The sequence below is a fragment of the Fictibacillus sp. UD genome (assembly GCF_043558025.1).
Taxonomy (GTDB): domain Bacteria; phylum Bacillota; class Bacilli; order Bacillales; family Fictibacillaceae; genus Fictibacillus.
This window is the reverse complement of sequence record NZ_JARUHH010000009.1, coordinates 60,346-82,202: the sequence shown is the minus strand read 5'-3', so window position 1 is coordinate 82,202 and position 21,857 is coordinate 60,346. Positions and strand designations below refer to the sequence as shown.

General features: G+C 38.4%; 28 protein-coding genes. 23 read left to right on the top strand and 5 right to left on the bottom strand.

All coding sequences use genetic code 11. The annotated features are described in order from the left end of the window. The first annotated feature begins 21 nt into the window (after window positions 1-21). The 16 genes from P8610_RS14495 (at window position 22) to P8610_RS14420 (ending at window position 12,730) form a co-directional block, all read left to right on the top strand. Window positions 22-1,572, top strand: a complete 1,551-nt coding sequence (locus P8610_RS14495; protein WP_394604991.1) for a GNAT family N-acetyltransferase — start codon at window positions 22-24, stop codon at window positions 1,570-1,572. Window positions 1,573-1,804: 232 nt separating this feature from the next. Further along, window positions 1,805-3,553 carry a phospho-sugar mutase gene (locus P8610_RS14490; protein WP_394604990.1) on the top strand — a complete coding sequence of 583 codons (1,749 nt, stop codon included), beginning with the start codon at window positions 1,805-1,807 and terminating at the stop codon, window positions 3,551-3,553. A 116-nt stretch (window positions 3,554-3,669) separates the two neighbouring features. Continuing rightward, window positions 3,670-3,933, top strand: coding sequence for a metal-sensitive transcriptional regulator (locus tag P8610_RS14485; RefSeq protein WP_394604989.1), 264 nt, complete (start codon window positions 3,670-3,672; stop codon window positions 3,931-3,933). Window positions 3,934-4,374: 441 nt separating this feature from the next. After that, entirely contained in the window at window positions 4,375-4,677 is a 303-nt protein-coding gene (locus P8610_RS14480) for a rhodanese-like domain-containing protein (protein ID WP_394604988.1), read from the top strand. Between the two features lie 23 nt (window positions 4,678-4,700). Next, window positions 4,701-5,279 carry a sulfurtransferase TusA family protein gene (locus P8610_RS14475; RefSeq protein WP_394604987.1) on the top strand — a complete coding sequence of 193 codons (579 nt, stop codon included), beginning with the start codon at window positions 4,701-4,703 and terminating at the stop codon, window positions 5,277-5,279. After that, window positions 5,279-5,674, top strand: coding sequence for a DsrE/DsrF/DrsH-like family protein (locus P8610_RS14470; protein WP_289497033.1), 396 nt, complete (start codon window positions 5,279-5,281; stop codon window positions 5,672-5,674). The genes P8610_RS14475 and P8610_RS14470 overlap by 1 nt, the downstream gene beginning before the upstream one ends. Window positions 5,675-5,721: 47 nt before the next feature. Continuing rightward, the gene (locus P8610_RS14465; RefSeq protein ID WP_394604986.1) at window positions 5,722-6,846 is read left to right on the top strand and encodes an MBL fold metallo-hydrolase; all 1,125 of its coding nucleotides are present in this window, start codon (window positions 5,722-5,724) and stop codon (window positions 6,844-6,846) included. 31 nt (window positions 6,847-6,877) lie between these two features. Further along, on the top strand, window positions 6,878-7,105 hold the full coding sequence (locus tag P8610_RS14460; protein WP_289497031.1) for a sulfurtransferase TusA family protein: 228 nt from the start codon (window positions 6,878-6,880) through the stop codon (window positions 7,103-7,105). Window positions 7,106-7,184: 79 nt separating this feature from the next. Continuing rightward, on the top strand, window positions 7,185-7,670 hold the full coding sequence (locus P8610_RS14455; RefSeq protein ID WP_130296836.1) for a DsrE/DsrF/DrsH-like family protein: 486 nt from the start codon (window positions 7,185-7,187) through the stop codon (window positions 7,668-7,670). Window positions 7,671-7,697: 27 nt separating this feature from the next. Then, window positions 7,698-8,477: a sulfite exporter TauE/SafE family protein gene (locus tag P8610_RS14450; protein ID WP_394604985.1), complete on the top strand. Its 780-nt coding sequence runs from the start codon at window positions 7,698-7,700 to the stop codon at window positions 8,475-8,477. A gap of 101 nt (window positions 8,478-8,578) precedes the next feature. Further along, a complete protein-coding gene (locus tag P8610_RS14445) occupies window positions 8,579-9,247 on the top strand; it encodes a hypothetical protein (protein WP_394604984.1) in 669 nt (222 codons plus the stop codon). Further along, window positions 9,235-9,948, top strand: coding sequence for a cytochrome c biogenesis CcdA family protein (locus P8610_RS14440; RefSeq protein WP_394604983.1), 714 nt, complete (start codon window positions 9,235-9,237; stop codon window positions 9,946-9,948). The genes P8610_RS14445 and P8610_RS14440 overlap by 13 nt, the downstream gene beginning before the upstream one ends. A gap of 15 nt (window positions 9,949-9,963) precedes the next feature. Further along, a complete protein-coding gene (locus tag P8610_RS14435; RefSeq protein ID WP_394604982.1) occupies window positions 9,964-10,593 on the top strand; it encodes a peroxiredoxin family protein in 630 nt (209 codons plus the stop codon). 13 nt (window positions 10,594-10,606) lie between these two features. Further along, the gene (locus P8610_RS14430) at window positions 10,607-11,296 is read left to right on the top strand and encodes a response regulator transcription factor (protein ID WP_394604981.1); all 690 of its coding nucleotides are present in this window, start codon (window positions 10,607-10,609) and stop codon (window positions 11,294-11,296) included. Next, entirely contained in the window at window positions 11,283-12,344 is a 1,062-nt protein-coding gene (locus P8610_RS14425; protein ID WP_394604980.1) for a sensor histidine kinase, read from the top strand. The genes P8610_RS14430 and P8610_RS14425 overlap by 14 nt, the downstream gene beginning before the upstream one ends. Continuing rightward, on the top strand, window positions 12,344-12,730 hold the full coding sequence (locus tag P8610_RS14420; RefSeq protein ID WP_394604979.1) for a DUF302 domain-containing protein: 387 nt from the start codon (window positions 12,344-12,346) through the stop codon (window positions 12,728-12,730). The genes P8610_RS14425 and P8610_RS14420 overlap by 1 nt, the downstream gene beginning before the upstream one ends. Window positions 12,731-12,758: 28 nt before the next feature. On the opposite strand, the gene P8610_RS14415 is transcribed toward P8610_RS14420, so the two are convergent. Next, a complete protein-coding gene (locus tag P8610_RS14415; protein WP_289497695.1) occupies window positions 12,759-13,346 on the bottom strand; it encodes a YitT family protein in 588 nt (195 codons plus the stop codon). A 159-nt stretch (window positions 13,347-13,505) separates the two neighbouring features. Between P8610_RS14415 and P8610_RS14410 the strand changes: the two genes are divergently transcribed. Further along, a complete protein-coding gene (locus P8610_RS14410; RefSeq protein ID WP_289497022.1) occupies window positions 13,506-13,703 on the top strand; it encodes a DUF2642 domain-containing protein in 198 nt (65 codons plus the stop codon). A gap of 46 nt (window positions 13,704-13,749) precedes the next feature. On the opposite strand, the gene P8610_RS14405 is transcribed toward P8610_RS14410, so the two are convergent. The 4 genes from P8610_RS14405 to P8610_RS14390 all read right to left on the bottom strand — a co-directional run bounded on the left by P8610_RS14405 (window position 13,750) and on the right by P8610_RS14390 (window position 16,343). Continuing rightward, window positions 13,750-14,214 (bottom strand): ArsI/CadI family heavy metal resistance metalloenzyme, encoded by a 465-nt coding sequence (locus P8610_RS14405; protein WP_394604978.1) that lies wholly within the window; start codon window positions 14,212-14,214, stop codon window positions 13,750-13,752. Beyond that, window positions 14,211-14,366 (bottom strand): hypothetical protein, encoded by a 156-nt coding sequence (locus P8610_RS14400; RefSeq protein ID WP_394604977.1) that lies wholly within the window; start codon window positions 14,364-14,366, stop codon window positions 14,211-14,213. Before P8610_RS14400 ends, P8610_RS14405 begins: the two co-directional genes overlap by 4 nt. Window positions 14,367-14,687: 321 nt before the next feature. Continuing rightward, a complete protein-coding gene (locus tag P8610_RS14395) occupies window positions 14,688-15,980 on the bottom strand; it encodes an arsenic transporter (RefSeq protein WP_394605007.1) in 1,293 nt (430 codons plus the stop codon). 42 nt (window positions 15,981-16,022) lie between these two features. Then, the gene (locus tag P8610_RS14390; protein WP_394604976.1) at window positions 16,023-16,343 is read right to left on the bottom strand and encodes an ArsR/SmtB family transcription factor; all 321 of its coding nucleotides are present in this window, start codon (window positions 16,341-16,343) and stop codon (window positions 16,023-16,025) included. A gap of 138 nt (window positions 16,344-16,481) precedes the next feature. Here P8610_RS14390 and arsC point away from each other — a divergent pair, with 138 nt between their 5' ends. The 6 genes from arsC (at window position 16,482) to crcB (P8610_RS14360) (ending at window position 21,785) form a co-directional block, all read left to right on the top strand. Further along, window positions 16,482-16,883 carry an arsenate reductase (thioredoxin) gene (gene arsC, locus P8610_RS14385; RefSeq protein WP_289497016.1) on the top strand — a complete coding sequence of 134 codons (402 nt, stop codon included), beginning with the start codon at window positions 16,482-16,484 and terminating at the stop codon, window positions 16,881-16,883. 89 nt (window positions 16,884-16,972) lie between these two features. Next, the gene (locus P8610_RS14380) at window positions 16,973-18,196 is read left to right on the top strand and encodes a TolB family protein (protein ID WP_394604975.1); all 1,224 of its coding nucleotides are present in this window, start codon (window positions 16,973-16,975) and stop codon (window positions 18,194-18,196) included. A 135-nt stretch (window positions 18,197-18,331) separates the two neighbouring features. Further along, entirely contained in the window at window positions 18,332-19,741 is a 1,410-nt protein-coding gene (locus P8610_RS14375; protein WP_394604974.1) for a SpoVR family protein, read from the top strand. A gap of 405 nt (window positions 19,742-20,146) precedes the next feature. Beyond that, window positions 20,147-20,830, top strand: coding sequence for a hypothetical protein (locus P8610_RS14370; RefSeq protein WP_394604973.1), 684 nt, complete (start codon window positions 20,147-20,149; stop codon window positions 20,828-20,830). Between the two features lie 197 nt (window positions 20,831-21,027). Continuing rightward, entirely contained in the window at window positions 21,028-21,429 is a 402-nt protein-coding gene (gene crcB / locus P8610_RS14365) for a fluoride efflux transporter CrcB (RefSeq protein ID WP_394604972.1), read from the top strand. Beyond that, window positions 21,426-21,785, top strand: coding sequence for a fluoride efflux transporter CrcB (gene crcB / locus P8610_RS14360; protein ID WP_394604971.1), 360 nt, complete (start codon window positions 21,426-21,428; stop codon window positions 21,783-21,785). Before crcB (P8610_RS14365) ends, crcB (P8610_RS14360) begins: the two co-directional genes overlap by 4 nt. The last annotated feature ends 72 nt before the right edge of the window (window positions 21,786-21,857 follow it).

Here is a 21,857-nt window from a genome sequence, read left to right as displayed (position 1 = left end):
CAGGTTAGAGGAGTGGTTAACATGAGTGAGATTGATGTATCAAAATTTGAGAAAAAGATAGAACTGCGCAACATTGAGTTTGAGGATATAGATGAGATTTTAGAACTTCAGCAAATCTGTTTTCCAAATAACATGGAGCCTTGGGAGAGAGGTCAATTAGAAAGTCATCTTCGTATTTTCCCTGAAGGCCAGTTTTGCGTAACGTATGAAGGAAAGATTGTTGGAAGCTGCTCAAGCTTAATGCTGAACTTTGACGAGTATGATGACAAACATACGTGGGATGAGATTACAGACAAAGGCTATATTACAAATCATGATCCAGAAGGTTTTAATTTATACGGCATTGAAGTTATGGTTCATCCTGAATATCGCCGGATGAAGATTGGTGCTCGTTTATATGAGGCACGAAAAGAACTGGCAGAACAAAAGAATTTAAAAAGTATCATTCTTGGAGGTAGAATTCCAAACTATCATAAACATTCTAAGGAAATGACACCGAGAGAATATGTGAGAGAAGTCATCCAGCACAATATTTACGACCCTGTATTAACCTTTCAATTGATGAATGGTTTTACAGTGATGCGTTTGAATAAGAGCTATCTCCCTGATGACAAACAATCAAACGCATATGCAACACTAATGGAGTGGAACAACGTCGATTACATTCCTAATAAGACGAAGAAGTATTTTAAAACCAGTGAACCGGTTCGAATCACGACCATTCAGTACATGATGAAGACCATCGAATCATTTGAGGATTTCGCTACCCAAGTTGAATATTATACAGATGTGGCATCCGATCAAGGTTCAGATTTTGCGGTTTTCCCTGAACTCCTTACAACACAACTGCTATCGTTCTGTGAAGAAAAAAGTCCTAGCTTAGCGATTCGAAAGCTGACAGAGTTTACAGAGCAATACATTGAATTATTCACAAACCTTGCAGTACGGTACAACGTAAATATTATCGGTGGTTCTCATTTCGTTGAAGAAGATGGAGATATCTACAATGTTGCTTACTTGTTCAGACGTGATGGTACGATCGATAAGCAGTATAAAATTCATATTACTCCGAATGAACGTAAATGGTGGGGAATAACGGCAGGAGACAAAGTGCAAGTATTTGATACAGATTGCGGTAAGATTGCAATTCTGATTTGCTATGATATTGAATTCCCAGAGCTTTCACGTATCGTGACAGATCAAGGTGCAAAGATTATCTTCACACCATTCTGTACAGAAGATCGCCAAGGATATCTCCGTGTCCGTTATTGTTCGCAAGCCCGTGCGATTGAAAATGAAATTTATACAGCAATTGCAGGTACAGTGGGTAACTTATCACAAGTGGAAAACATGGACATTCAATATGCCCAGTCAGGTATCTTCACACCATCCGATTTCTCTTTCCCAAGAGACGGAATTGTAGGAGAATGTCATCCGAACATCGAAACGGTTGTAGTAGGCGATGTTGACCTAGAGATCTTAAGAAGACAGCGTAAAACAGGAAGTGTAACTCTTCTTAGAGATAGACGGTTAGACCTGTATAGTGTTGTCCAGAAAGATAAAAGCAAATAATAAAAGGAAAGCGGTAAAGCGAATGATGCTTGCCGCTTTTTTTCTATTTCTCGGGAAATATCGTGAATCATGTCAAATAAACGTAAGCTTATTTGCGCAGGTTTTATTTTTGTGCTGAAAGCGGTATAATAAAGGCCGTATTTAATAGATATGGCAGGAATAACTCGATTCATATCGAAACTAAATAAAAATCAACATACATAATTTTTATAAACTAGAAGGAGGCAGTACTATGTCCTGGGAGACAACTTATGAAAAGTGGATACAAAATGAAAAACTGGAACAGCCATTACAAACTGCATTAGAAGGAATGAAAGAAAACAGGACTGCACTTGAAGACTGCTTTTATAAAAACCTAGAGTTTGGTACGGGTGGTATGCGCGGGGAAATCGGACCAGGTACAAACAGAATGAACACATATACAGTTCGAAAAGCATCATTAGGACTGGCTCACTTTATCGAAGAGCAAGGAGAGAAAGCAAAAAAGCGCGGAGTTGTAATTGCTTATGATTCGAGACATCAATCACCTGAATTCGCTATGGAAGCTGCTAAAACATTTGCTTCACAAGGAATTCAAGCTTATGTATTTGAAAGCTTAAGACCAACTCCTGAATTATCTTTTGCTGTTAGATATTTAAAAGCGTATAGCGGTATTGTTGTTACAGCAAGCCACAACCCTCCGGAATATAACGGCTATAAAGTATATGGTCCAGACGGAGGACAGCTGCCTCCAAAAGAGGCTGATGAGGTTATAGAAAAGGTAAACGCTGTTGAAGATGAGCTATCTATACAAGTTAAGCCAGAAGAAGAGTTGAAGAACATCGGCTTAATCCAAGTTGTTGGTGAAGAGATCGACAAAGCATACATGGAACAGCTAACAAAAATCAGCTTGAACCGTGAAGTGATCAAAGAGATGCACGACTTGAGCATTGTTTTTACGCCACTTCATGGAACGGCAAACATACCTGTAAGAAAAGGTTTGGAGCAGTTAGGATTTACAAACGTAACGGTAGTAAAAGAACAGGAACAGCCAGATCCAAACTTTACTACCGTTAAATCTCCAAATCCTGAAGAGCATGCTGCATTTGAACTGGCTATTAAGTATGGGAAAGAAGTTAATGCTGATATCTTGATGGCTACAGATCCAGATGCAGACAGAGTAGGAATTGCCGCAAAAAACAGTTCTGGTGAGTATGAGATTTTAACAGGGAATCAGACTGGTGCACTTATGATTGAGTACATTCTTTCTCAACGTAAAGAGAAAGGCAGTCTTTGTTCCAAGGGAATCGTCTTCAAAACGATCGTAACTTCCGAACTAGGGCGAGTGATTGCTGAATATTACGGATTAACGTGTGAAGATACCCTTACAGGTTTTAAATTTATTGGTGAAAAAATAAAAGAATATGAAAAGAGCGGAAAACATACTTTTATTTTCGGATATGAAGAAAGTTATGGTTCTTTAATCGGAGACTTCGTGCGCGACAAGGACGCTGTTCAAGCATGTTTAGTGGGAGCAGAAATGGCTGCTTATTACAAAAAACAAGGGAAAACACTTTTTGATGCGTTAACAGATGTTTATGAAAAGCACGGATTCTACAAAGAGGATCTTGAGTCTCTTACATTAAAAGGTAAGTCTGGTGCAGAACAAATCGAGGGTCTACTGGCAGGGTTCAGAGCAGACATGCCACTTGAGATCAATGGCCAGAAATTAGTGATTTCAGAGGATTACAAAGCAAGCATTCAATATAATGTAAAGAAGAATGAAAGTAATGACATCCATCTTCCTAAATCCAATGTACTTAAGTATCAATTGTCAGATGGTTCTTGGTTCTGCGTAAGGCCGTCAGGGACAGAGCCAAAAGTGAAGTTTTATTTTGGTGTTCAAGCTGAAACGAATGAAAAAGCTAACAATGCCTTATTGAACTTGAAAAAAGCCGTTATGGATTTGGTTCATGAAAGAATGCAAAAAGTGGCACAATAGAAAGAACGAATGGCTGTTAGGCAAATGTCTCTCAGCCTTTTTTTCTCCTAGTTGACAAGTTATTAAAACAGGTGTAATATACCCCTATAGGTATTTTATGAAGAGGAGGTGCTGATTTGGAATACACACAAGAAATGAAAAATCGTCTAAAAAGAATTGAGGGTCAAATACGCGGAGTGTTGCGTATGTTAGAAGAAGAGCAAGATTGTAAAGCCGTTATCACACAGCTTTCTGCTTCAAGAACTGCTATTGATCGTACGATTGGATTAATTGTCGGCACGAACCTTGAACAATGCTTGCGTGATCAAATGGAAAATGGAGAAGAAATGAACTCCGATCTGGTTAAAGAAGCCGTTCAGCTTCTTGTAAAAAGCCGCTAATATCTGTCATAAGCATCGTCTATTGACAGATTCTCTTTTGTCATTTAATATACCCCTATGGGTATTTATGAAGTGGAGGTGACAGTTTGAATATTACCGAAAAAGCAATTGAGTACATTCATGAAAAATCTGTTGCTCCATATAGAGTAAGAATATTTATGGCTGGGTTTGGCTGAGGCGGACCCCGAATAGGTGTTGCCCTGGATGGGTCACATAAACAAGAGATTGTCATTATGTTTAATGATATTGAAATAGCTATTGATCCAGTTTTAGAACCATTCATGAAAGATGCAGTAATCGATTTAAACCAAATATTCTTTATTAAACAACTCTGTGTTAAAAGTAATATTGGATCGTGCTAAATTTTTTTAGTTTTTAATATACCTGTACGGGTATAAGTATTACGTATCATACTTTCTGTAAGAGAGGGGATAATAAACGGTGTCTTTTAAAACAATTGAACCACAAGAAGTAAAACGTTTAATGAAAGAAGGAAATCAGTTAAACATCATTGATGTACGTGAAACCGATGAAGTTGCACAAGGAATGATCCCAGACGCTAAACATATACCGCTTGGAGAGATTCCTTATCGACTGAATGAATTGGATGCAGCAAAAGAATATATCATGGTTTGCCGCTCTGGAAAACGAAGCGAGAAAGCTTGCAGTGTACTAACTGCTAACAATATTAGAGTCATTAACATGACTGGCGGCATGCTTAGTTGGAACAACGAAACAAAATAAAGACTATGTGGAGGTTTGAATAAATGAGTATTAAAGTAGATCAAGTTTTAGATTGTAAGGGATTATCTTGTCCATTGCCAATCGTACGTACGAAGAAAGCAATGGACCAGCTTGAAGCAGGTCAGGTCATTGAAGTTCAGGCAACAGATAAAGGTTCATTGGCTGATATTCAAGGGTGGGCTAGAAACACAGGAAACCAATATCTAGGTACAAAAGAAGATGGGGATGTTCTTAAGCATTATTTAAGAAAAGCGAACCCTGGTGAAGTAAAAGAAGCAGCTAAGTTTGAGCATACGATTCAAAACGATGAATTAGAAAAAGCTTTGGCTGAGAATAAAGAAGACATAATTCTGCTTGATGTTAGAGAACCTGCAGAATATGAGTTCAAACGTATACCTGGGGCAGTATCTATTCCTTTAGGAGAACTTGAAAGCAAATTAGACACACTTGATAAAAACAAAGAAATCCATGTGATTTGCCGTACTGGCTCAAGAAGTGATATGGCTGCACAAGTTTTATCTGAAAAAGGTTTTGAGCGTGTGAAAAATGTATTGCCAGGAATGTCAGAATGGACTGGAACAACTGAAGGAGGAAATCAATAATGGCTAACAAAACTGCAATTATCGCAAGTAACGGAAGTGCTTTTGATGCATACAAGGTATTCAACATCGCAACAGCTGCCGCATCTGCAGATTATGAAGTAACGATCTTCTTCACATTTGAGGGTCTGAACTTAATTCATAAAGAGGGCTATAAAAACTTGCCTCTTCCAGCAGGGAAAGAAAATATTGCTGAAGGATTTAAAGCAGCAAATGTTCCTTCAATCCCGGAATTGGTTGAAATGGCTGTAGAAATGGGCGTTAAGATCATCGCTTGTCAAATGACGATGGACGTTATGAATCTGAAAAAAGAAGACTTTATCGACGGAATTGACGTTGGCGGAGCAATGATGTTCTTAGATTTCGCAAAAGATGCAAACATGACATTAACATTTTAATTCTAATTAAAAATTTTAAAACAAATTATACCTGGGGAGGTATTTAAATGATTAAAGCATTATCAGCTAAAGAAGTAGCAAAACGTGTTGTAGAAGGCAAAATGTTTATTTTAGACGTTCGTAATGAAAGTGATTTTAAAGACTGGAAAATCGAAGGAAAAGGAATTGAGTCGATCAACCGTCCTTATTTCGATCTAATTGATGGTGTAGAAGATGTATTAGAACACCTTCCAAAAGAAGAAGTATTAGTTGTCTGTGCGAAAGAAGGATCTTCTGTAATGGTAGCAGAGATGCTTGATGAAGCAGGTATTAAAGATGTGTATTACCTTGAAGGCGGTATGAAAGCCTGGAGCGAATACTTGATGCCTGTGAAGATCGGCGACTTAAAGGATGGAGGCTCTATCTATCAATTCAACCGAATCGGTAAAGGCTGCCTTTCATATCTCGTAGAATCAAACGGTGAAGCGGCAATCATTGACTCCGCTCGTACGATTGATGCTTACGAAGATTTTACTAAAGAACATAATATTGAAGTTAAGCACATGATTGATACTCACCTTCATGCTGACCACATTTCTGGCGGACGCCGTCTTGCGGAAAAAACGAACGCAACGTACTGGCTGCCTCCAAAAGATGCTGAAGAAGTAACGTTCTCTTATGAAGCATTAGAAGAAGGCAAAGACATTTCGATCGGTAATACAAAGATTGAAATTCAACCGCTATATACACCAGGTCATACGATTGGAAGTACGTCTATGATCGTTGACGGACAATACTTGCTATCTGGAGATATTCTATTTGTGGATTCAATCGGACGTCCAGACCTTGCTGGTAAAGCTGAGGACTGGGTGAGTGATCTGCGTGATTCTTTATACAACAAATACAATAATCTTTCAAAAGATCTAGTGGTATTGCCAGCTCACTTTGGTAAAATCAGCGAACTTGATGAAAAGGGTGCTGTTCAAGCTCCTCTAGGCGAGCTATTTGAAAAGAACGAAGGATTAAACATTAAGAGTGAAGATGAGTTCCGTAAGGCTGTAACAGAAAACTTACCGCCTCAGCCAAACGCATATCAAGAAATTCGTGAAACGAACATGGGTAAAATCGATCCATCAACTGATGAACAGCGCGATATGGAAATTGGTCCAAACCGCTGTGCGATCACTGAATAAATAAAACTTAAATTACTAGGAGGTTCTTCAAATGAACGTAAAACAAACTTTAGATACAAAAGGGTTATCTTGCCCAATGCCAATCGTAAAAACAAAAAAAGCTATGGATACTATTTCTAGCGGAGATATCTTGGAAGTACTTGCAACTGATAAAGGTGCAGTAAACGACTTATCAGCTTGGTCAAAATCATCTGGTCATGAATTGTTAGAACACAAAGAAGAAGACGGCGTATTCAAATTCTATATTCAAAAAGGTTAATAATGCATGAGGGGGTATGTTCACATGCCTCCTTATGACTTGTATTTCTAGGGGTTAATTATGAGGAGGAGATTTAATAATGGAACAACAAACACAAGATAAATCAACAATGGTCGTATTTAGCGGGGACCTTGATAAAGCGATGGCAAGTTTTATTATCGCAACAGGAGCAGCTGCTATGGGGAAACAAGTAACAATGTTCTTCACTTTCTGGGGATTAAACATCTTAAGAAAAGAAGAATACGTAAATGTGAAGAAAACATTCATGGATAAAATGTTTGCAAAAATGATGCCAAGAGGGCCTGAGAAACTTGGTATTTCTAAAATGAACTATGGCGGTCTAGGCGGAAAGATGATGAAGTATACGATGAAAAAGAAAAACATCGTGACTCTTAAAGAATTAATTGAAATGGCTCAAGACCTCGATGTGAAAATGGTCGCTTGTACAATGTCAATGGATGTTATGGGGATTACGCAAGATGAACTTATCGATGGTTTAGACTATGCAGGTGTAGCTTCATATCTTGCTGATGCAGATGAATCAAAAATCAACTTATTTATCTAATTAAAACAGTCATGGGGAGGTGAAGTCATGGAAATAGGATTCATAATAACGATTTTTCTTATTGGCTTTATAGGTTCTTTTATATCCGGGATGGTAGGAATCGGCGGATCAATTATCAAGTATCCAATGCTTCTATATATTCCAGCAATGCTAGGCTTCACAGCATATACGGCTCATGAAGTTTCAGGTATAAGTGCTGTTCAAGTTTTCTTTGCTACGATAGGTGGAGTTTGGGCTTATCGTAAAGGAGGCTATTTGAACAAAACGCTCATTATTTATATGGGTGGAGCTATTCTGTTGGGTAGTTTCATCGGCGGATATGGATCGCAGGGTATGTCAGAGGGGCAAATTAATATTGTGTATGCAGTGTTAGCCACATTAGCTGCTGTGATGATGCTTATTCCGAAGAAGGGCATCGATGACATTCCGTTAGATCAAGTTACGTTTAATAAATGGCTTGCAGCGGTACTGGCATTTATCGTAGGGGTAGCAGCAGGTATCGTAGGAGCAGCGGGAGCATTTATACTTGTACCGATTATGCTCGTTGTTCTTAAAATACCAACTCGCATGACGATTGCAACATCACTTGCTATTACATTTATTTCTTCTATCGGTGCGACGATTGGTAAAATTACAACTGGGCAAGTATTGTTATGGCCAGCTGTAATCATGGTTGTAGCAAGCTTGATTGCGTCTCCGCTTGGAGCTCAATTCGGTAAAAAAATAAATACGAAAATCCTTCAATTTATTTTAGCAGCACTTATTATCGCAACGTCCATTAAGATCTGGTTAGATATTTTAGGATAATTGCAAAGAAAAAATCCGTCTTATATTCAGGCGGATTTTTTCTATATCTTTATTAAATCTTAATGTTTGTAGTGTGTAATGGATCACAGAGGTGAGAGTATATGGATATTGTTCAAATTGGAAACATGCCTGTATCTATACAGACGCTTTCCTTCTTTTTAAGCTTGGGAGCTGCTTTAATAGGCTTGCTGCTGATCAGCCATTATTTGATTGCTGGAAATTACAAACCGGCATATAAGTGGTTATTTTCAGGTGTTATTAACTCGTTATGGATTTGGAAGCTCAGTCCTATTATATTTCAGCCTTTAGAGACTATTAAACATCCGTTTACACTTTTATATTTTACAGGTGGAACGAAAGGCGTTCTGCTGGCTTGTTTGTATTTTATTGGGTATAGCTTATGGAAAATTTATAAACAGCGACAAATTATTTTTTCTTTTATTTCACAAACCGTATTGTTATGGATGATTGGAAGCGGTGTGTATTTAATTTGGAATCATACTCTTGGATCTTCAAATGAGGGTACTGAAGTTTTTCTGATTCTGATGATTGTAATGGTTGTGTGGTACTTGATTACAAGCAAGAATATCTTGTTGATTGGGACGTTTTATGGACTTTCGGGTGGCGTTCTTTCTTTGCTTTATGACTATGCTCCCGAACTTTATTTCCTTTCTGGAAGCATCTTTTTTGTTCTATATCTTTTACCTTTATCAAATCTTAACAAAAGAGAAGCACAATATAGTCAGGAGGTGGTGAAATGGAGAATGTAACCGTTATTTTTGCTTTAACAGCAGGCGTACTTTCCTTTTTTTCTCCATGTATTTTTCCTTTGATTCCTGCTTATACAGCTCATTTAACTGGCGGAACAATCAATGGAGGCAAGGTTTTAGTTGATAAACAGACAGTTATGATTCGTTCACTATTTTTCATTCTAGGTTTTAGTGTGATCTTTGTACTTATGGGAGCTTCTGCAAGCTGGATTGGACAGCTGTTTGCCTCGTATCGTGAAACGGTTGAGAGAGTAAGCGGATTATTAATCATAATATTCGGATTACAAATGCTAGGTTGGCTTCAATTGAATTTTCTAATGAAGACGAAAAGCTTCAACTCTTCTGCAAAACCGAGTGCAAATCCGTTTAGTTCATTCTTGATCGGCTTAGCTTTTGGATCAGGATGGACGCCTTGTGTCGGATTGGCTTTATCATCCATTCTGCTTATGGCAGGTTCTACAGAGACTGTATACTCTGGGATGTTTATGCTCTGGATCTATTCTTTAGGCTTAGGGATACCTTTTTTAATTATCTCATTTACACTTACTTATTCGTTTAAAACAGTAAAATCAATCAGCAAAATTTTACCCAAGCTTTCAAAAATCAATGGAGTTATTTTATTAGGAATGGGACTGCTGTTGTTCACAGGGCAGATGCAAATAATCAGTTCATGGCTTTCAAGCTGGTCATGGGCACCGTAAGAGGGGAGATCATCCATGTTTAAGAAAAATATAATTGCCATAATTGTTATCTTAGGTTTAGCGGGATATACCTTTTATGATTTACAATTAAAAGAAGATAAAAAAAGTGCTGAAGCTGAAAAGACTTCACAACAGCAGGAAACTTCATCAGAAGCAACATCAGAAACAACACAGGAACCTGAACAAGGGACAGCAGAACCATCAGGGGAAACAGGTGTGAATGAAGGAGATATCGCTCCAGACTTTACGATGAATACGCTTGATGGAAAAGAGGTCAAGCTATCGGACTATAAAGGAAAAAAAGTAGTATTGAATTTATGGGCAAGCTGGTGCCCGCCTTGTAAGGCTGAAATGCCTCACATGCAAAAGTATTATGAAAAAAATAAAGATAAAATGAATGTTGAGATTTTGGCTGTTAATTTAACAACTATGGAAAAAGATCAGTCAAACATTCAAACTTTTGTTGATGATTATGGCCTAACATTCCCTATACCGCTTGATGAAACAGGAGATATAGGTGTAACGTATCAAGCATTTTCAATTCCGACAACGTATATGATTGATACAACAGGAGTTATTCAGAAAAAGATTGTAGGTCCGATGAATGAGGAGTTCTTATCTGATATGGTAACACGTTTAAAATAAAGGGTGTTTAGTGATGGAACTAAAGGGAAAGTCGATTTTGATCGTAGAGGATGATCCTAATATTCGAAACCTGATAAAAATATACCTTGAGAATTCAGGTTATGAAACATATGAGGCGAGTGACGGCAGCGAAGCCATGGATACCTTCTTAAAGATAGACCCATGCTTTTTAGTCGTGGACTTAATGCTTCCTTCTGTTAGTGGAGAAGAATTAACGGAATGGATCAGAAAGGAACAAAAGAGCGAGATACCCATTATCATGGTAACAGCGAAAACTGCTGAACAGGATAGAATAAGCGGTCTAAAAGCAGGTGCAGACGATTATGTGACTAAACCATTCAGTCCTGCAGAACTTGTAGCACGTGTAGAAGCGGTCTTAAGAAGAACCGCTCATAGATGCAACAAGATTTCTTTCAATGGGCTGACGCTAAAACCTTTTAAAGGAGAAGCGAATTTTTCAGGTGAAAAACTCTCCCTGACGCCTCACGAGTTTCGCCTTTTGTATATGTTCATGCGCCACTCAAACCAAGTGCTTACGAGGGAACAGCTTTTGAACGAACTATATCCGAAGCAGGAAAAGGCCGTGGTAGACCGAACAATTGATGTTCATGTCGCTAATTTACGAGAAAAGCTGCGCAAAGTATCAGGCAAACCATTTATCACAACGGTGCGAGGAATGGGGTACCAATTTGTGGCGTACTAAATTCACTCAAATGAGTCTTTTTGTAAAGCTTGCTTTAATTAACGCAATGGCATTAGGTGCAGTAGTGTTATGGTCAGGTTCAGCGATTAAAGACTATGCATGTCTACTTGTGAATGATTATGAAATTAACGGCCCGATTTTAAATAGCGAACTGCACATTTATTTTTTGCAGATCAGTATTATCGCTTTTTCAATTGTCTTCCTTTTGTATTTTTTATTCTTAAAACGTTTAATCGATCCATTAAAGAATTTAACTCAACATGCAGCTTTTATTAAAAAGGGCGTCTTTCCTGAACCATTGCCTGTTACCAGTCAAGACGAGTTAGGAAAGCTATCAGAAGCATTTAACAATATGGCACAAACTCTTAAAAAGAATGATGAAAAAAGAGATCAGATGCTCAAGGATATCTCTCATGAATTAAGAACACCTTTAACAAACTTGAACGGATATTTAGAAGGACTTCAAACAGGAATTATAGAACCTACACCTGCTCTTTATGGAATATTGCTGAAAGAGTCTAAAAGATTGACTCGTATGGCTGAACAAATTAATCAGCTAGAAGGCTGGACTAATTTCCATCAAGAAAGCCAGATGCTCCCCGTTCAAAAAGTCATAGAAGATGCTCTGGACAGCTTCAATCTTTCATTTGAAAAAGCAGGAATATCCGTTGATTCCAACATCGAGAAAGGAAACGTTCATGCAAGTGAAGATGCCTTGAAACAAGTGATGTCCATCATGTTAGAAAATGTATGTTTTTATGATGAAAAAAGTTGGGTAAAGATAATAGGTGCAGTACGAGGGAAGATGTATCGAATTGAATGGCATAATAAAGGGCAGTTCATTGACCCTGACCATTCGGAAAAAGTGTTTGAACGGTTCTATCGAGCTGATTTCTCTAGAACCTTGAAGACGGGAGGATCTGGCCTGGGATTATCGATTGCAAAAGAAATCATAACCATGTCGGGCGGCAGAATAGGTCTTCAAACGGACGGAACTGAACACTGTTTTTGGGCAGATATCCCTTTATCTGATAAGGAGGAATTTTAATGTTTCATTATACAGTCGAAACTGCAATGACCATGGAAGAAGCGGCTCTAAAATTAGAGGAAAATTTAAAAGAAGATCAGTTTGGCGTTTTGTGGCAGTTTGATGTAAAAGAAAAGCTTCAGGAAAAAGGATTAGATTTTAATGATGATTTTCTTATCTTTGAAGTGTGTAACCCAAAAGAAGCAAAAGAAGTATTGTCAGAGAATAAATTAATGGGTTATTTTCTTCCTTGTAAGATCGTACTTTACACAGAAGAAGATAAGACAAAGATCGGGATGCCTAAGCCGACTGAGTTTGTAAAATTGCTGAATGATCAAAATCTCGAACAAAAAGCAATTGAGATTGAAAACCGATTGATCACGTGTATGGATAAAACAGTTTCATGAAAAAAGAAGCCTTAAAAAAGGCTTTTTTTTATATACTTTTATAGAAGTTAATTGAGCGGATGAGGGTCATTGTCATCGTTGCAAAGCCTACAGAAAGAATCGTCACAAGCGAATAGAATAAAATTCCTTCTCCCATTACATAAAGACCTGCTATGATGACCGCAGCATCAATCAAAAAGATTACCATGCCCACATTAATTGAAAACCAGCGGGATAAAAAGAGCGCGATTAAGTCGGTTCCACCCGTACTCGTTTCATGTCTCAGCATCCAGCCAATACCTGTTCCGATGAAAAGTCCTCCAATAATGGACCCTTCCATTATAGAAACAGAAAACACACCTCTTAAAGGTGACAGAAAATCTATAATGAAGGACGACACTAATAATCCATGTACACTATTTATAAAATAGCGGCGTTCCAGTTTCCACGCTAAAAGATAGATGGGAATACTTAAAATGATAATCGTAAGCCCTACTTTATATCCCCATACATATTTAACGAGAAGACTGATGCCAATCATCCCGCCATCCAAGAGATGAAAAGGGACAATGAAACCATTTATGCCAATACCAAGCAACACACTGCCAAGGAAAATAGCTACTGTTCGTTTAATCATGGCACTCATCCCTGTCTATGATTATTTCTACATAATATGCGTGATTGTCCAAGAATAGTCATGTGCACAGGGTGTTTGTCCGTGTCTCTTTTTCTCTTTTTGCATGTAATAGTATAGAAAGCCCCTTGTTTGCAGTGCAAAATAGGGAAGGTGAGTGTTGTGAAGGACTTCAGAAGAGCTGCAAAACGTCTTTTGGAGAGACAGGTCGTGGTGGATACAGCGAATCAATCTTACGAAGGCAGACTAAGAGCAGTTGAAAGAGACTATATTACGTTATGTGTAATGAGCTGTGATCAAAAATATAGTGACCAGATTATTATTCGCATTGCAGAAATTGTTGCCTTATCCACCCTTTAATCAAAAAAAATCCCTTGCATATTTATTATGCAGAGGGATTTTTTTGCTATTTTTTTGTGAAATCTAGCGTGATCGGTTGAGTTTGTTGAGGGGGTGCACAGCATAGTGATAGATCTCGTGCATCTCCTGCTGATTCAAATTCTGAGTCTTCTTTTGTATGGAAGATCTCCCATGCGTTCCCGTCTGGATCGTATACCCATACTTTGTCTTGAACAGCATAACAGCACGTTGTGTTCATCTCATCTATTAAGAGCAGTCCTGCTTCTCGAAGTCTTTCGCCCATGGCAAGAACATCTTCTGTGTTGTTTACTTGGAATCCTAGATGGTTGAGTACACCATCTTTTGCAAAAGCGCGAGCGTTCAGAGAAAAATGAAGAGCAGGCTGATCAAGCTCGAATTTTGCATAATTGTCTTTTACTTTTGTAGGTTCAGTGCCAAAAAAGCTTTTGTAGAATTCAAGGGATTTTTCTAAATCTGAACAGTTAACAGCGACATGCATGCGTTGTATCATAATGTGAACTCTCCTTTTTTATGAAAGATTGTATTAAGTACTTTAATAAGCCTTGTTACTCTTGGAAGTATTTGATTTCCGTTCCAGGTGCTTCGCTTTCCGCGGGGCAGGCGGTGAGCCACATTCGTACGTCTCGCGTATAAGTGTCTCACCTGCCCGCCTGTCCCGCAGGAGTCTCGCTCCTTGCACTCCAATCAACTTGTCAAAGAAGTGATTGAACAAAAAGATCTAAAAGCAACAATTCTTTAAAATAGCCTTTTTGAAAGACTGTATAAAGAACCTTAGTATGATTTGTTACTTTAAAAGTGATTGATTTCCGTTTCAGGTACTCGCTTTCCGTGGGCGACCCCCTTGCTCCTGCGTCTCCAAGTAGACTCTGCCGATAGCTTCCTCGTATGCCTTGCAAGCAATCAACTTGTCATGAAGAAAGTCATTGTTACTGACCCAAAGCAAAGCATCTTTTAGTTCGCAGTCTATGAAATAATCATCAGCCATAAATAGAGGCCGGTTAATGTGATGAAAAGTGTTGGTATGGTTAAGATGATTCCAATCTTGAAATAATAGCCCCAAGTGATTTTTACACCTTTTTTTGATAACACGTGCAGCCATAGAAGTGTGGCTAGCGACCCGATCGGTGTAATTTTAGGTCCTAAGTCTGAACCGATAACATTTGCGTAGATCAATGCTTCACGAACAACACCAGATGTTTCCGTTCCTTGAATAGCTAGAGCATCGATCATAACAGTAGGCATGTTGTTCATAACAGATGATAATACAGCGGCTAAAAAGCCCATACCAATTGTAGCAGCGAATAATCCTTGATCGGCAATGACTTGAATCAAGCTGCCGAGTATGTCAGTCAGTCCTGCATTACGCAGTCCATAAACGACTACATACATACCGATAGAAAAGACAACGACAGTCCATGGTGCGTCTTTTACCACTTTTTTTGTTTGAATAGCTGGACTTTTACGAGCAACAATAATAAAGAAGAGTGCTGCTGCACCAGCAATAAAGGAAACGGGGACGCCGATAAACTCACTCGTTAAGTACCCGATTAAAAGTACAGCAAGAATTACCCAAGATAACTTGAAGAGCTTTTCATCACGGATAGCTTCTTTTGGTTGTTTGAGCTGTGAAAGATCATAATTCTTTGGAATATCTTTTCTGAAAAAGATAAGTAAAACAATCATACTTGCAAATAAAGAAAAGAAGTTCGGCACAATCATGCGGCTTGCGTATTCAACGAATCCGATGTTAAAGAAATCAGCGGATACGATATTTACTAAGTTTGAAACAACAAGTGGCAGTGAAGTTGTGTCTGCGATAAATCCACTCGCCATAATAAATGGGAGCACCATGGATTCTTTAAAATTGAGTGCTCGAACTTGAGCGAGTACGATTGGTGTCAGTATTAATGCTGCACCGTCATTTGCAAAGAATGCCGAAACTGCCGCTCCGAGTAAGATGACATACGTAAACATCTTCTTTCCGTTTCCGCCGGCTAACCGCGCCATATGTAAAGCGGACCATTCGAAGAAACCAATTTCATCTAAAATAATCGAGATGAGGATGATTGCTACAAATGCTAATGTAGCGTTCCAAACGATTCCGGTCACGGTCCAAACGTCAGCGAATGAAACCACTCCAAGAAGAAGTGCTAAAACGGCACCTGCTGTAGCAGACCAGCCAATTGATAGACCTTTTGGCTGCCAGATAACAAAAATAATCGTAACCAAAAATACAGCGAAGGCCATAATCGCCATGCTGTTCATATAAATCCCCCCAATTTCCCAAGTGATACTAAGTTAGCAGCAAACTTTTCCGCCTGACGCTTTTAATTGCTCTATTCTTTCTGACATGTCAGGAAGGGCTTCTAAGTTGCCTTTAATAAAAGGATAGATTTCTCCATCAATGGAATAGAAGATCCATTGGCTGTTGCGTCTTTCCTTAACGAGTTTAGCTTGCTTTAATTTTCGTAAATGCTGTGAAATACTAGGTTGTGTCATTTTTAAGATATCAACTAACTCACATACACATAATTCTTCGTGGCGCAGTAATGCTAAGATATTCAAGCGTGTTTTATCTGCCATAGCTTTATAACATTCTGTTAACTGATCCAGTTCCATATCGATTTCACCTCATTAGTATATAACCATATGTTTATATAAAATGTCAAAGAATATATAAATAAATATTGATATAAGGATATACTTATATTATGATGGTCTCGAAAGAAGTTCTTTTACTACAGGAGGTTTTTTAAAATGGCTAAACCAATCATCTATTTCCTTTGCACAGGAAACTCTTGCCGTTCTCAAATGGCTGAAGGATTCGGACATCACTATCTTGGAGATAAATATGACGTATATTCCGCTGGGATTGAAGCGCATGGAGTAAATCCAAACGCAATCAAGGCGATGAAAGAAGTAGACATCGATATTACGAATCAAACTTCAGATGTAATTGATAAAGAAATTTTAGAAAAAGCAGATCTAGTTGTTACACTTTGTGGTCATGCAAACGATGTATGTCCAGCAACACCACCACACAAAACACGTGAACATTGGGGATTTGACGATCCAGCAGGAAAAGAGTGGAGCGAATTCCAGCGTGTACGTGACGAAATTGCGGCACGTATCAAGCGTTTTGCTGAAACAGGAAAATAACATTGGACAAGCTCAGGACAAATTAGTTCCTGAGCTTTTTGTATGAAATTCCTCATTTCGTTCATGTTACTAATGAGGTGATTACTGTGATGCGTTGTATTCTTTTCTTATTAAGTTTTGTTTTAATAATGATCAATCAGCCGCAATCAGCAGAAGCTGCTGATGATAAAGCAGCCTTCGTACGGAAAGATGGCCTTTGGCTAAAAGAAGGCGAGATGGAGCGTAGGATTGTTCAAGAACCGAACGTTTCCCATCCACGTTTTTCAAGTAACGGGACATATATCAGTTATGTGTCAGGGAATCACAAGGAGTTATGGGTGTATAACCGTGTTACTCGATTAAAGAGAAAGGTGTTTGATGGAGATGTGAGTTTAACGAGGTGGTCTCCTGTCGAATCAAAGCTCGCATGGAAAAGTGGGAGTGTATTAAACGTAATTGACCTCTCAAAGCCTTCTTCATCTTTTCAAAATGTCATTCTCGGAGCGGGCAATTATAGTTGGGCACCTGATGGTAAAGGATTTGTTGTATCGTCATCTGCTAATTTAGAACCAGATGGATGGAGTCCGGTTCGACTATTCTATGTTCCAGTGAATGCAAATGGTGATTTAAAAAAAGTGCAGAACATTACTACGCTACCAAAGATGAGTCAGACTTTCTTTGCGATTGGTACGACTGAATTCAAGTGGGGATTGGATGATCAATGGTTTGCATTTATCGCATGTCCGACAGCTTCCATGTCAGCTGACAGCAATACATTAATGGTTGTCTCATTAGATGGGTCCCGAAAAAAAATCATTGGGAATATGTTAGATCAGCCGAATTGGTTTCATTGGTCTCCAAATAAAAAGAAGCTGGCATTTATTAAAGGAATCGGTCGGCTAACCTCTGAAAATAAACGGTTAACGCTGTGGGATGCTAAAAGCGGCAAGGAAACAAACCTTGGATTTGATGGGTATGCCGATGGTGATTTCACTTGGAGAAGCGATAAGGAAATAGTAGTGAGCAGACAGATCGAATGGGGCTGGGATGTACCAGTAGATAAAAGATCCAAGCCGTTTTTAGCAAGTGTCAATGTTGGAGATGGAAGTGCAAAGAAATTAACGAAGCCCGGTCTTTTTGAGGCAGATGTTTATCCGAAAACGCTCGTTAGCGGTGATCTTGCTTGGGTAAGAACAAGCATTCATGCTGCAGAAGCAAAAGTGATGATAAAAACTGCTAGCTCCCAAAAAGAAAAAGTATGGATTGAAAAGCTGCGTACACCTCAAGATTGTTCAAGCTGGGCGTGTATGATAGATATTTATCAAGCAAGATAAAGAATAAAGGCGAATTCCAAGTGGGGAGTTCGCCTTAATTATTTGTACCCGTCCGATTTTTCCGTGCTGTTTTCTCATGAATGCCTGTTTTCTTTCATACAGTTAGAAGTAAGGAAATAGCAGGAGGGGGAAAATATGAACTGGGAACTGCAAAATAAAGAGCTTGAAAAAGCAATTGCTGAAATCACGGAGATCGCTGACCACTTTGGCCTTGATTTTTATCCAATGCGGTATGAAATATGTCCTGCAGATATTATCTATACATTTGGTGCGTACGGGATGCCAACGCGTTTTTCTCATTGGAGTTTCGGAAAACAGTTTCACAAAATGAAACTTCAATATGATTTAGGGCTAAGCAAAATTTATGAGCTTGTTATTAACTCAGATCCTTGTTACGCGTTCTTGCTTGATACCAATTCGCTCATTCAGAACAAATTAATTATCGCCCACGTTCTCGCGCATTGTGATTTCTTTAAAAACAATGTTCGCTTCTCAAATACAAGAAGAGATATGGTCGAGTGTATGACTTCGACGGCCGAACGTGTGGCTATGTACGAACATTTATATGGCAAAAAAGAAGTGGAAGAGTTCTTGGATGCCGTTCTTGCTATACAAGAACATATAGACCCTTCGCTCGTAAGAAACAAATTAAGTTATGTATTTGAAGACGAAGAAGATCTTACGCCGAAGAAAGAAACGCCTTACGATGATCTATGGAAGCTGGATGATAAAAAAGGTCCGAAACCAGTACTTAAAAAGAAAAAATCATTCCCACCGCAGCCTGAAAAGGACATACTGCTTTTTATTGAACAATACAGCCGTGAACTTGAAGAATGGCAGCGTGATATTTTATCCATGATGAGAGAGGAAATGCTATATTTCTGGCCACAGCTTGAAACGAAAATCATGAACGAAGGCTGGGCTAGCTATTGGCACGCCAAGATCCTTCAAGAAATGGACCTGACCTCTCATGAGACGATCGAGTTTGCGAAACTGAACGCTGGGGTAGTTCAGCCATCGAAGACATCGATCAATCCATATTATTTAGGGTTACAGATTTTCAAAGACATTGAAGAACGCTACAACAATCCTAACGAGGAATTGTTGCGACAAGGTGTAAAACCTGGATCTGGTCGTGAAAAAATGTTTGAGGTTCGGGAACTCGAATCCGATATGTCGTTCATACGAAACTATTTAACGAAAGATCTCGCTCAGAGAGAAGACATGTACCTGTTCCAGAAGCAGGGGAAAGAATACAAGATCGTCGACAAGCAGTGGGAGGAAGTCCGTGATCAGCTCGTGAGTATGCGAGTGAATGGAGGTTTTCCGTACATCACAGTAAATGACGCAGACTATATGAAGAACGGAGAACTCTACCTCGTTCATAGCTATGAAGATATGGAACTTGATGTGAAGTATCTGGAGAAAGTACTGCCGCATCTTCATCACCTGTGGGGAAGACCTGTCCACATGGAGACAAGAATTGAGCAGAAGCCTGTGCTGTTTACGTTTGACGGGAAAACGGTGCATCGGAAGTACCTCTAAAATTAAACAAGTGTTTAATAATAACGATAAAAAGCACGCTTCTGGCGTGTTTTTTATTTTGGAAGCATCTTTACTTAATCGTCGATAACATAGTTCTAAACATTATATATACAACTGGAAGTTTAAATTGATGCTGGCGCTAATATAACCTGCAAAGGGTTTGGTACGTTTGATTAGATGCAACTAGAATAGTATAAAAAGAATTTGTACTAATTAATACTACTATGAGAGCTGCAAGTTGATATAATTAGTGCAAAAAAGGATGCTTGAAGGAGTTCGTCTCTATTCTTAGTAACTCTTGATGTTCAGATCAGAAAAGGACAGGATAACCTTTGAAATTGGGTACTAGACGTACAAAGTGTGGGGTTTTTGAAGGTATAAGCAGAAATGAAGAGGTGATTAAGAATGGCTAATGTAAAGTTATTTAGAGCTATTTATATTCCAGAGACACCGTTTGTAAATGGAGTATTAAAGCCTAAAAAGGCAAAGAAATATAAATTTGAATTATTGCAAAGTGAAAAAGTAGTAGATAATTTATATCAACTTATTTTTAAAAGGGAAGAGAAAGTAATTCACAGTTATTATTTTAAGAATATAGAAGATGAGTTGGAAAGATACTTGTTTGTGGAGAATAATGAATTATATGATGGCTTTATTTCGCAGTTTTGGGGCGGCGGACAAAGGTACTGGGAAAGTGGAATGGACGTTTATATAGATATAGATCGTCCTGAAGAGGTATTTGAACAGTTAACTCATGTATATAACAATAGTTTTTATGAGGAGGATGAACCTACGCCTATAAGCCATGTTTTTGGTCAACAAATGTGGCATAGCAGCGCCTATCTTATTGCCAATCGAACAGCTTTGTTAGAACTGAAAGAGGCGATTGATGTTGCCTTAAAGTATGAAGAAACAAGATTAGGCTTAATGCCTTCTGATGGTGAAGGATATGATTTATTTATAAAATGTGTTGAAGATGATTTTAAATGGGAAGAGTTAGAAATGCCTTATCATGATAGAGAATATTATGTACCTGATGAAAAAGCAGAGCTTCCACCGCATAAAATTTTTAAGAAATATAAACTTTAGAGGGAAATTGTCACGAACAGGTTCAATTATTAAACAAGTTCCCTTTATTAGATGATTTAGATGTGAGATTCCTTGAATAACGAACGCTGGACTAGCTATTAACACGCAAAAATTTTACAAGAAGTGTCCTTGCTTCACATGTACCAGCTGCACGTGGTAGGAGGCTGTTTTTTTTATGAATTACCTGGGGGGATAGTATGAACTATTTGTTTATTGGCTTCGGTGGTATTGTAGGAGCGCAGTTGCGTTATTATGTTGGACTGATGGTCGTACATAAATCTTTAGCGGGGTTTCCAATCGCTACATTGGCAGCAAATTTACTCGGTTGTTTTGCTTTAGGATGGTTCACAACTAGAGTCGCTAATCATAAGATTATGCGTCCAGAAATCATTTCTGGATTGGGGACAGGATTAATCGGATCATTTACAACTTTTTCTACTTTTAGTGCAGATACGATGCTATTAATACAAGATAACCGTTTAGGCACAGCCTTTTTATATGTATTTATTAGTTTGTTTGGGGGCTTGTTATTATCCTGGGCAGGTCACCGTTTAGGAGAAGTGAGACATAACAGCAGAATGAAAGGGGATGTATCATGATTTCTAGTGTCCTTGTTGCGACGGGCGGTTTTTTTGGTGCCATTTCCAGAGCTGCTGCGTCTAAAAAGATTAATCAATACAACAAAAGGGAATTGCCATTAGGCACTTTACTAGTTAACTTGGCAGGATCATTTCTTTTAGGAATCTTAATAGGAATCAACATTAACCATTCTTTATTTTTGCTTTTTGGAACAGGGTTTCTTGGTGCGTTCACAACTTTTTCAACATTCAAGCTAGAAAACATTCAGCTTCATATTAAAAAGAAATGGAAAACATTTTTTCTCTATATAGGCCTCAGTTACAGTTTGGGAATTCTTTTAGTGTTTGCAGGTTTAAGGATAGGTTATTCTCTATAAAAAATAGAGATTCCTCTGGCAGTAAAATATAATGATTCTTCGTTACTTGCAATTGTTCCTGTCATCGCGGGT

Bases quoted from the DNA above. Each gene is read 5' to 3' on its own strand.
- P8610_RS14390 (WP_394604976.1), bottom strand. From the start codon at position 16,343: ATGGAACTGGATCAGTTAACAGAATGTTATAAAGCTATGGCAGATAAA.
- P8610_RS14460 (WP_289497031.1), top strand. From the start codon at position 6,878: ATGAACGTAAAACAAACTTTAGATACAAAAGGGTTATCTTGCCCAATG.
- P8610_RS14450 (WP_394604985.1), top strand. From the start codon at position 7,698: ATGGAAATAGGATTCATAATAACGATTTTTCTTATTGGCTTTATAGGT.
- P8610_RS14430 (WP_394604981.1), top strand. From the start codon at position 10,607: ATGGAACTAAAGGGAAAGTCGATTTTGATCGTAGAGGATGATCCTAAT.
- P8610_RS14465 (WP_394604986.1), top strand. From the start codon at position 5,722: ATGATTAAAGCATTATCAGCTAAAGAAGTAGCAAAACGTGTTGTAGAA.
- P8610_RS14475 (WP_394604987.1), top strand. From the start codon at position 4,701: ATGAGTATTAAAGTAGATCAAGTTTTAGATTGTAAGGGATTATCTTGT.
- P8610_RS14435 (WP_394604982.1), top strand. From the start codon at position 9,964: ATGTTTAAGAAAAATATAATTGCCATAATTGTTATCTTAGGTTTAGCG.
- P8610_RS14490 (WP_394604990.1), top strand. From the start codon at position 1,805: ATGTCCTGGGAGACAACTTATGAAAAGTGGATACAAAATGAAAAACTG.
- crcB (WP_394604972.1), top strand. From the start codon at position 21,028: ATGAACTATTTGTTTATTGGCTTCGGTGGTATTGTAGGAGCGCAGTTG.
- P8610_RS14420 (WP_394604979.1), top strand. From the start codon at position 12,344: ATGTTTCATTATACAGTCGAAACTGCAATGACCATGGAAGAAGCGGCT.
- P8610_RS14415 (WP_289497695.1), bottom strand. From the start codon at position 13,346: ATGATTAAACGAACAGTAGCTATTTTCCTTGGCAGTGTGTTGCTTGGT.
- P8610_RS14495 (WP_394604991.1), top strand. From the start codon at position 22: ATGAGTGAGATTGATGTATCAAAATTTGAGAAAAAGATAGAACTGCGC.
- P8610_RS14370 (WP_394604973.1), top strand. From the start codon at position 20,147: ATGGCTAATGTAAAGTTATTTAGAGCTATTTATATTCCAGAGACACCG.
- P8610_RS14375 (WP_394604974.1), top strand. From the start codon at position 18,332: ATGAACTGGGAACTGCAAAATAAAGAGCTTGAAAAAGCAATTGCTGAA.
- P8610_RS14395 (WP_394605007.1), bottom strand. From the start codon at position 15,980: ATGGCGATTATGGCCTTCGCTGTATTTTTGGTTACGATTATTTTTGTT.
- P8610_RS14405 (WP_394604978.1), bottom strand. From the start codon at position 14,214: ATGATACAACGCATGCATGTCGCTGTTAACTGTTCAGATTTAGAAAAA.
- P8610_RS14440 (WP_394604983.1), top strand. From the start codon at position 9,235: ATGGAGAATGTAACCGTTATTTTTGCTTTAACAGCAGGCGTACTTTCC.
- P8610_RS14380 (WP_394604975.1), top strand. From the start codon at position 16,973: ATGCGTTGTATTCTTTTCTTATTAAGTTTTGTTTTAATAATGATCAAT.
- arsC (WP_289497016.1), top strand. From the start codon at position 16,482: ATGGCTAAACCAATCATCTATTTCCTTTGCACAGGAAACTCTTGCCGT.
- P8610_RS14470 (WP_289497033.1), top strand. From the start codon at position 5,279: ATGGCTAACAAAACTGCAATTATCGCAAGTAACGGAAGTGCTTTTGAT.
- P8610_RS14455 (WP_130296836.1), top strand. From the start codon at position 7,185: ATGGAACAACAAACACAAGATAAATCAACAATGGTCGTATTTAGCGGG.
- crcB (WP_394604971.1), top strand. From the start codon at position 21,426: ATGATTTCTAGTGTCCTTGTTGCGACGGGCGGTTTTTTTGGTGCCATT.
- P8610_RS14445 (WP_394604984.1), top strand. From the start codon at position 8,579: ATGGATATTGTTCAAATTGGAAACATGCCTGTATCTATACAGACGCTT.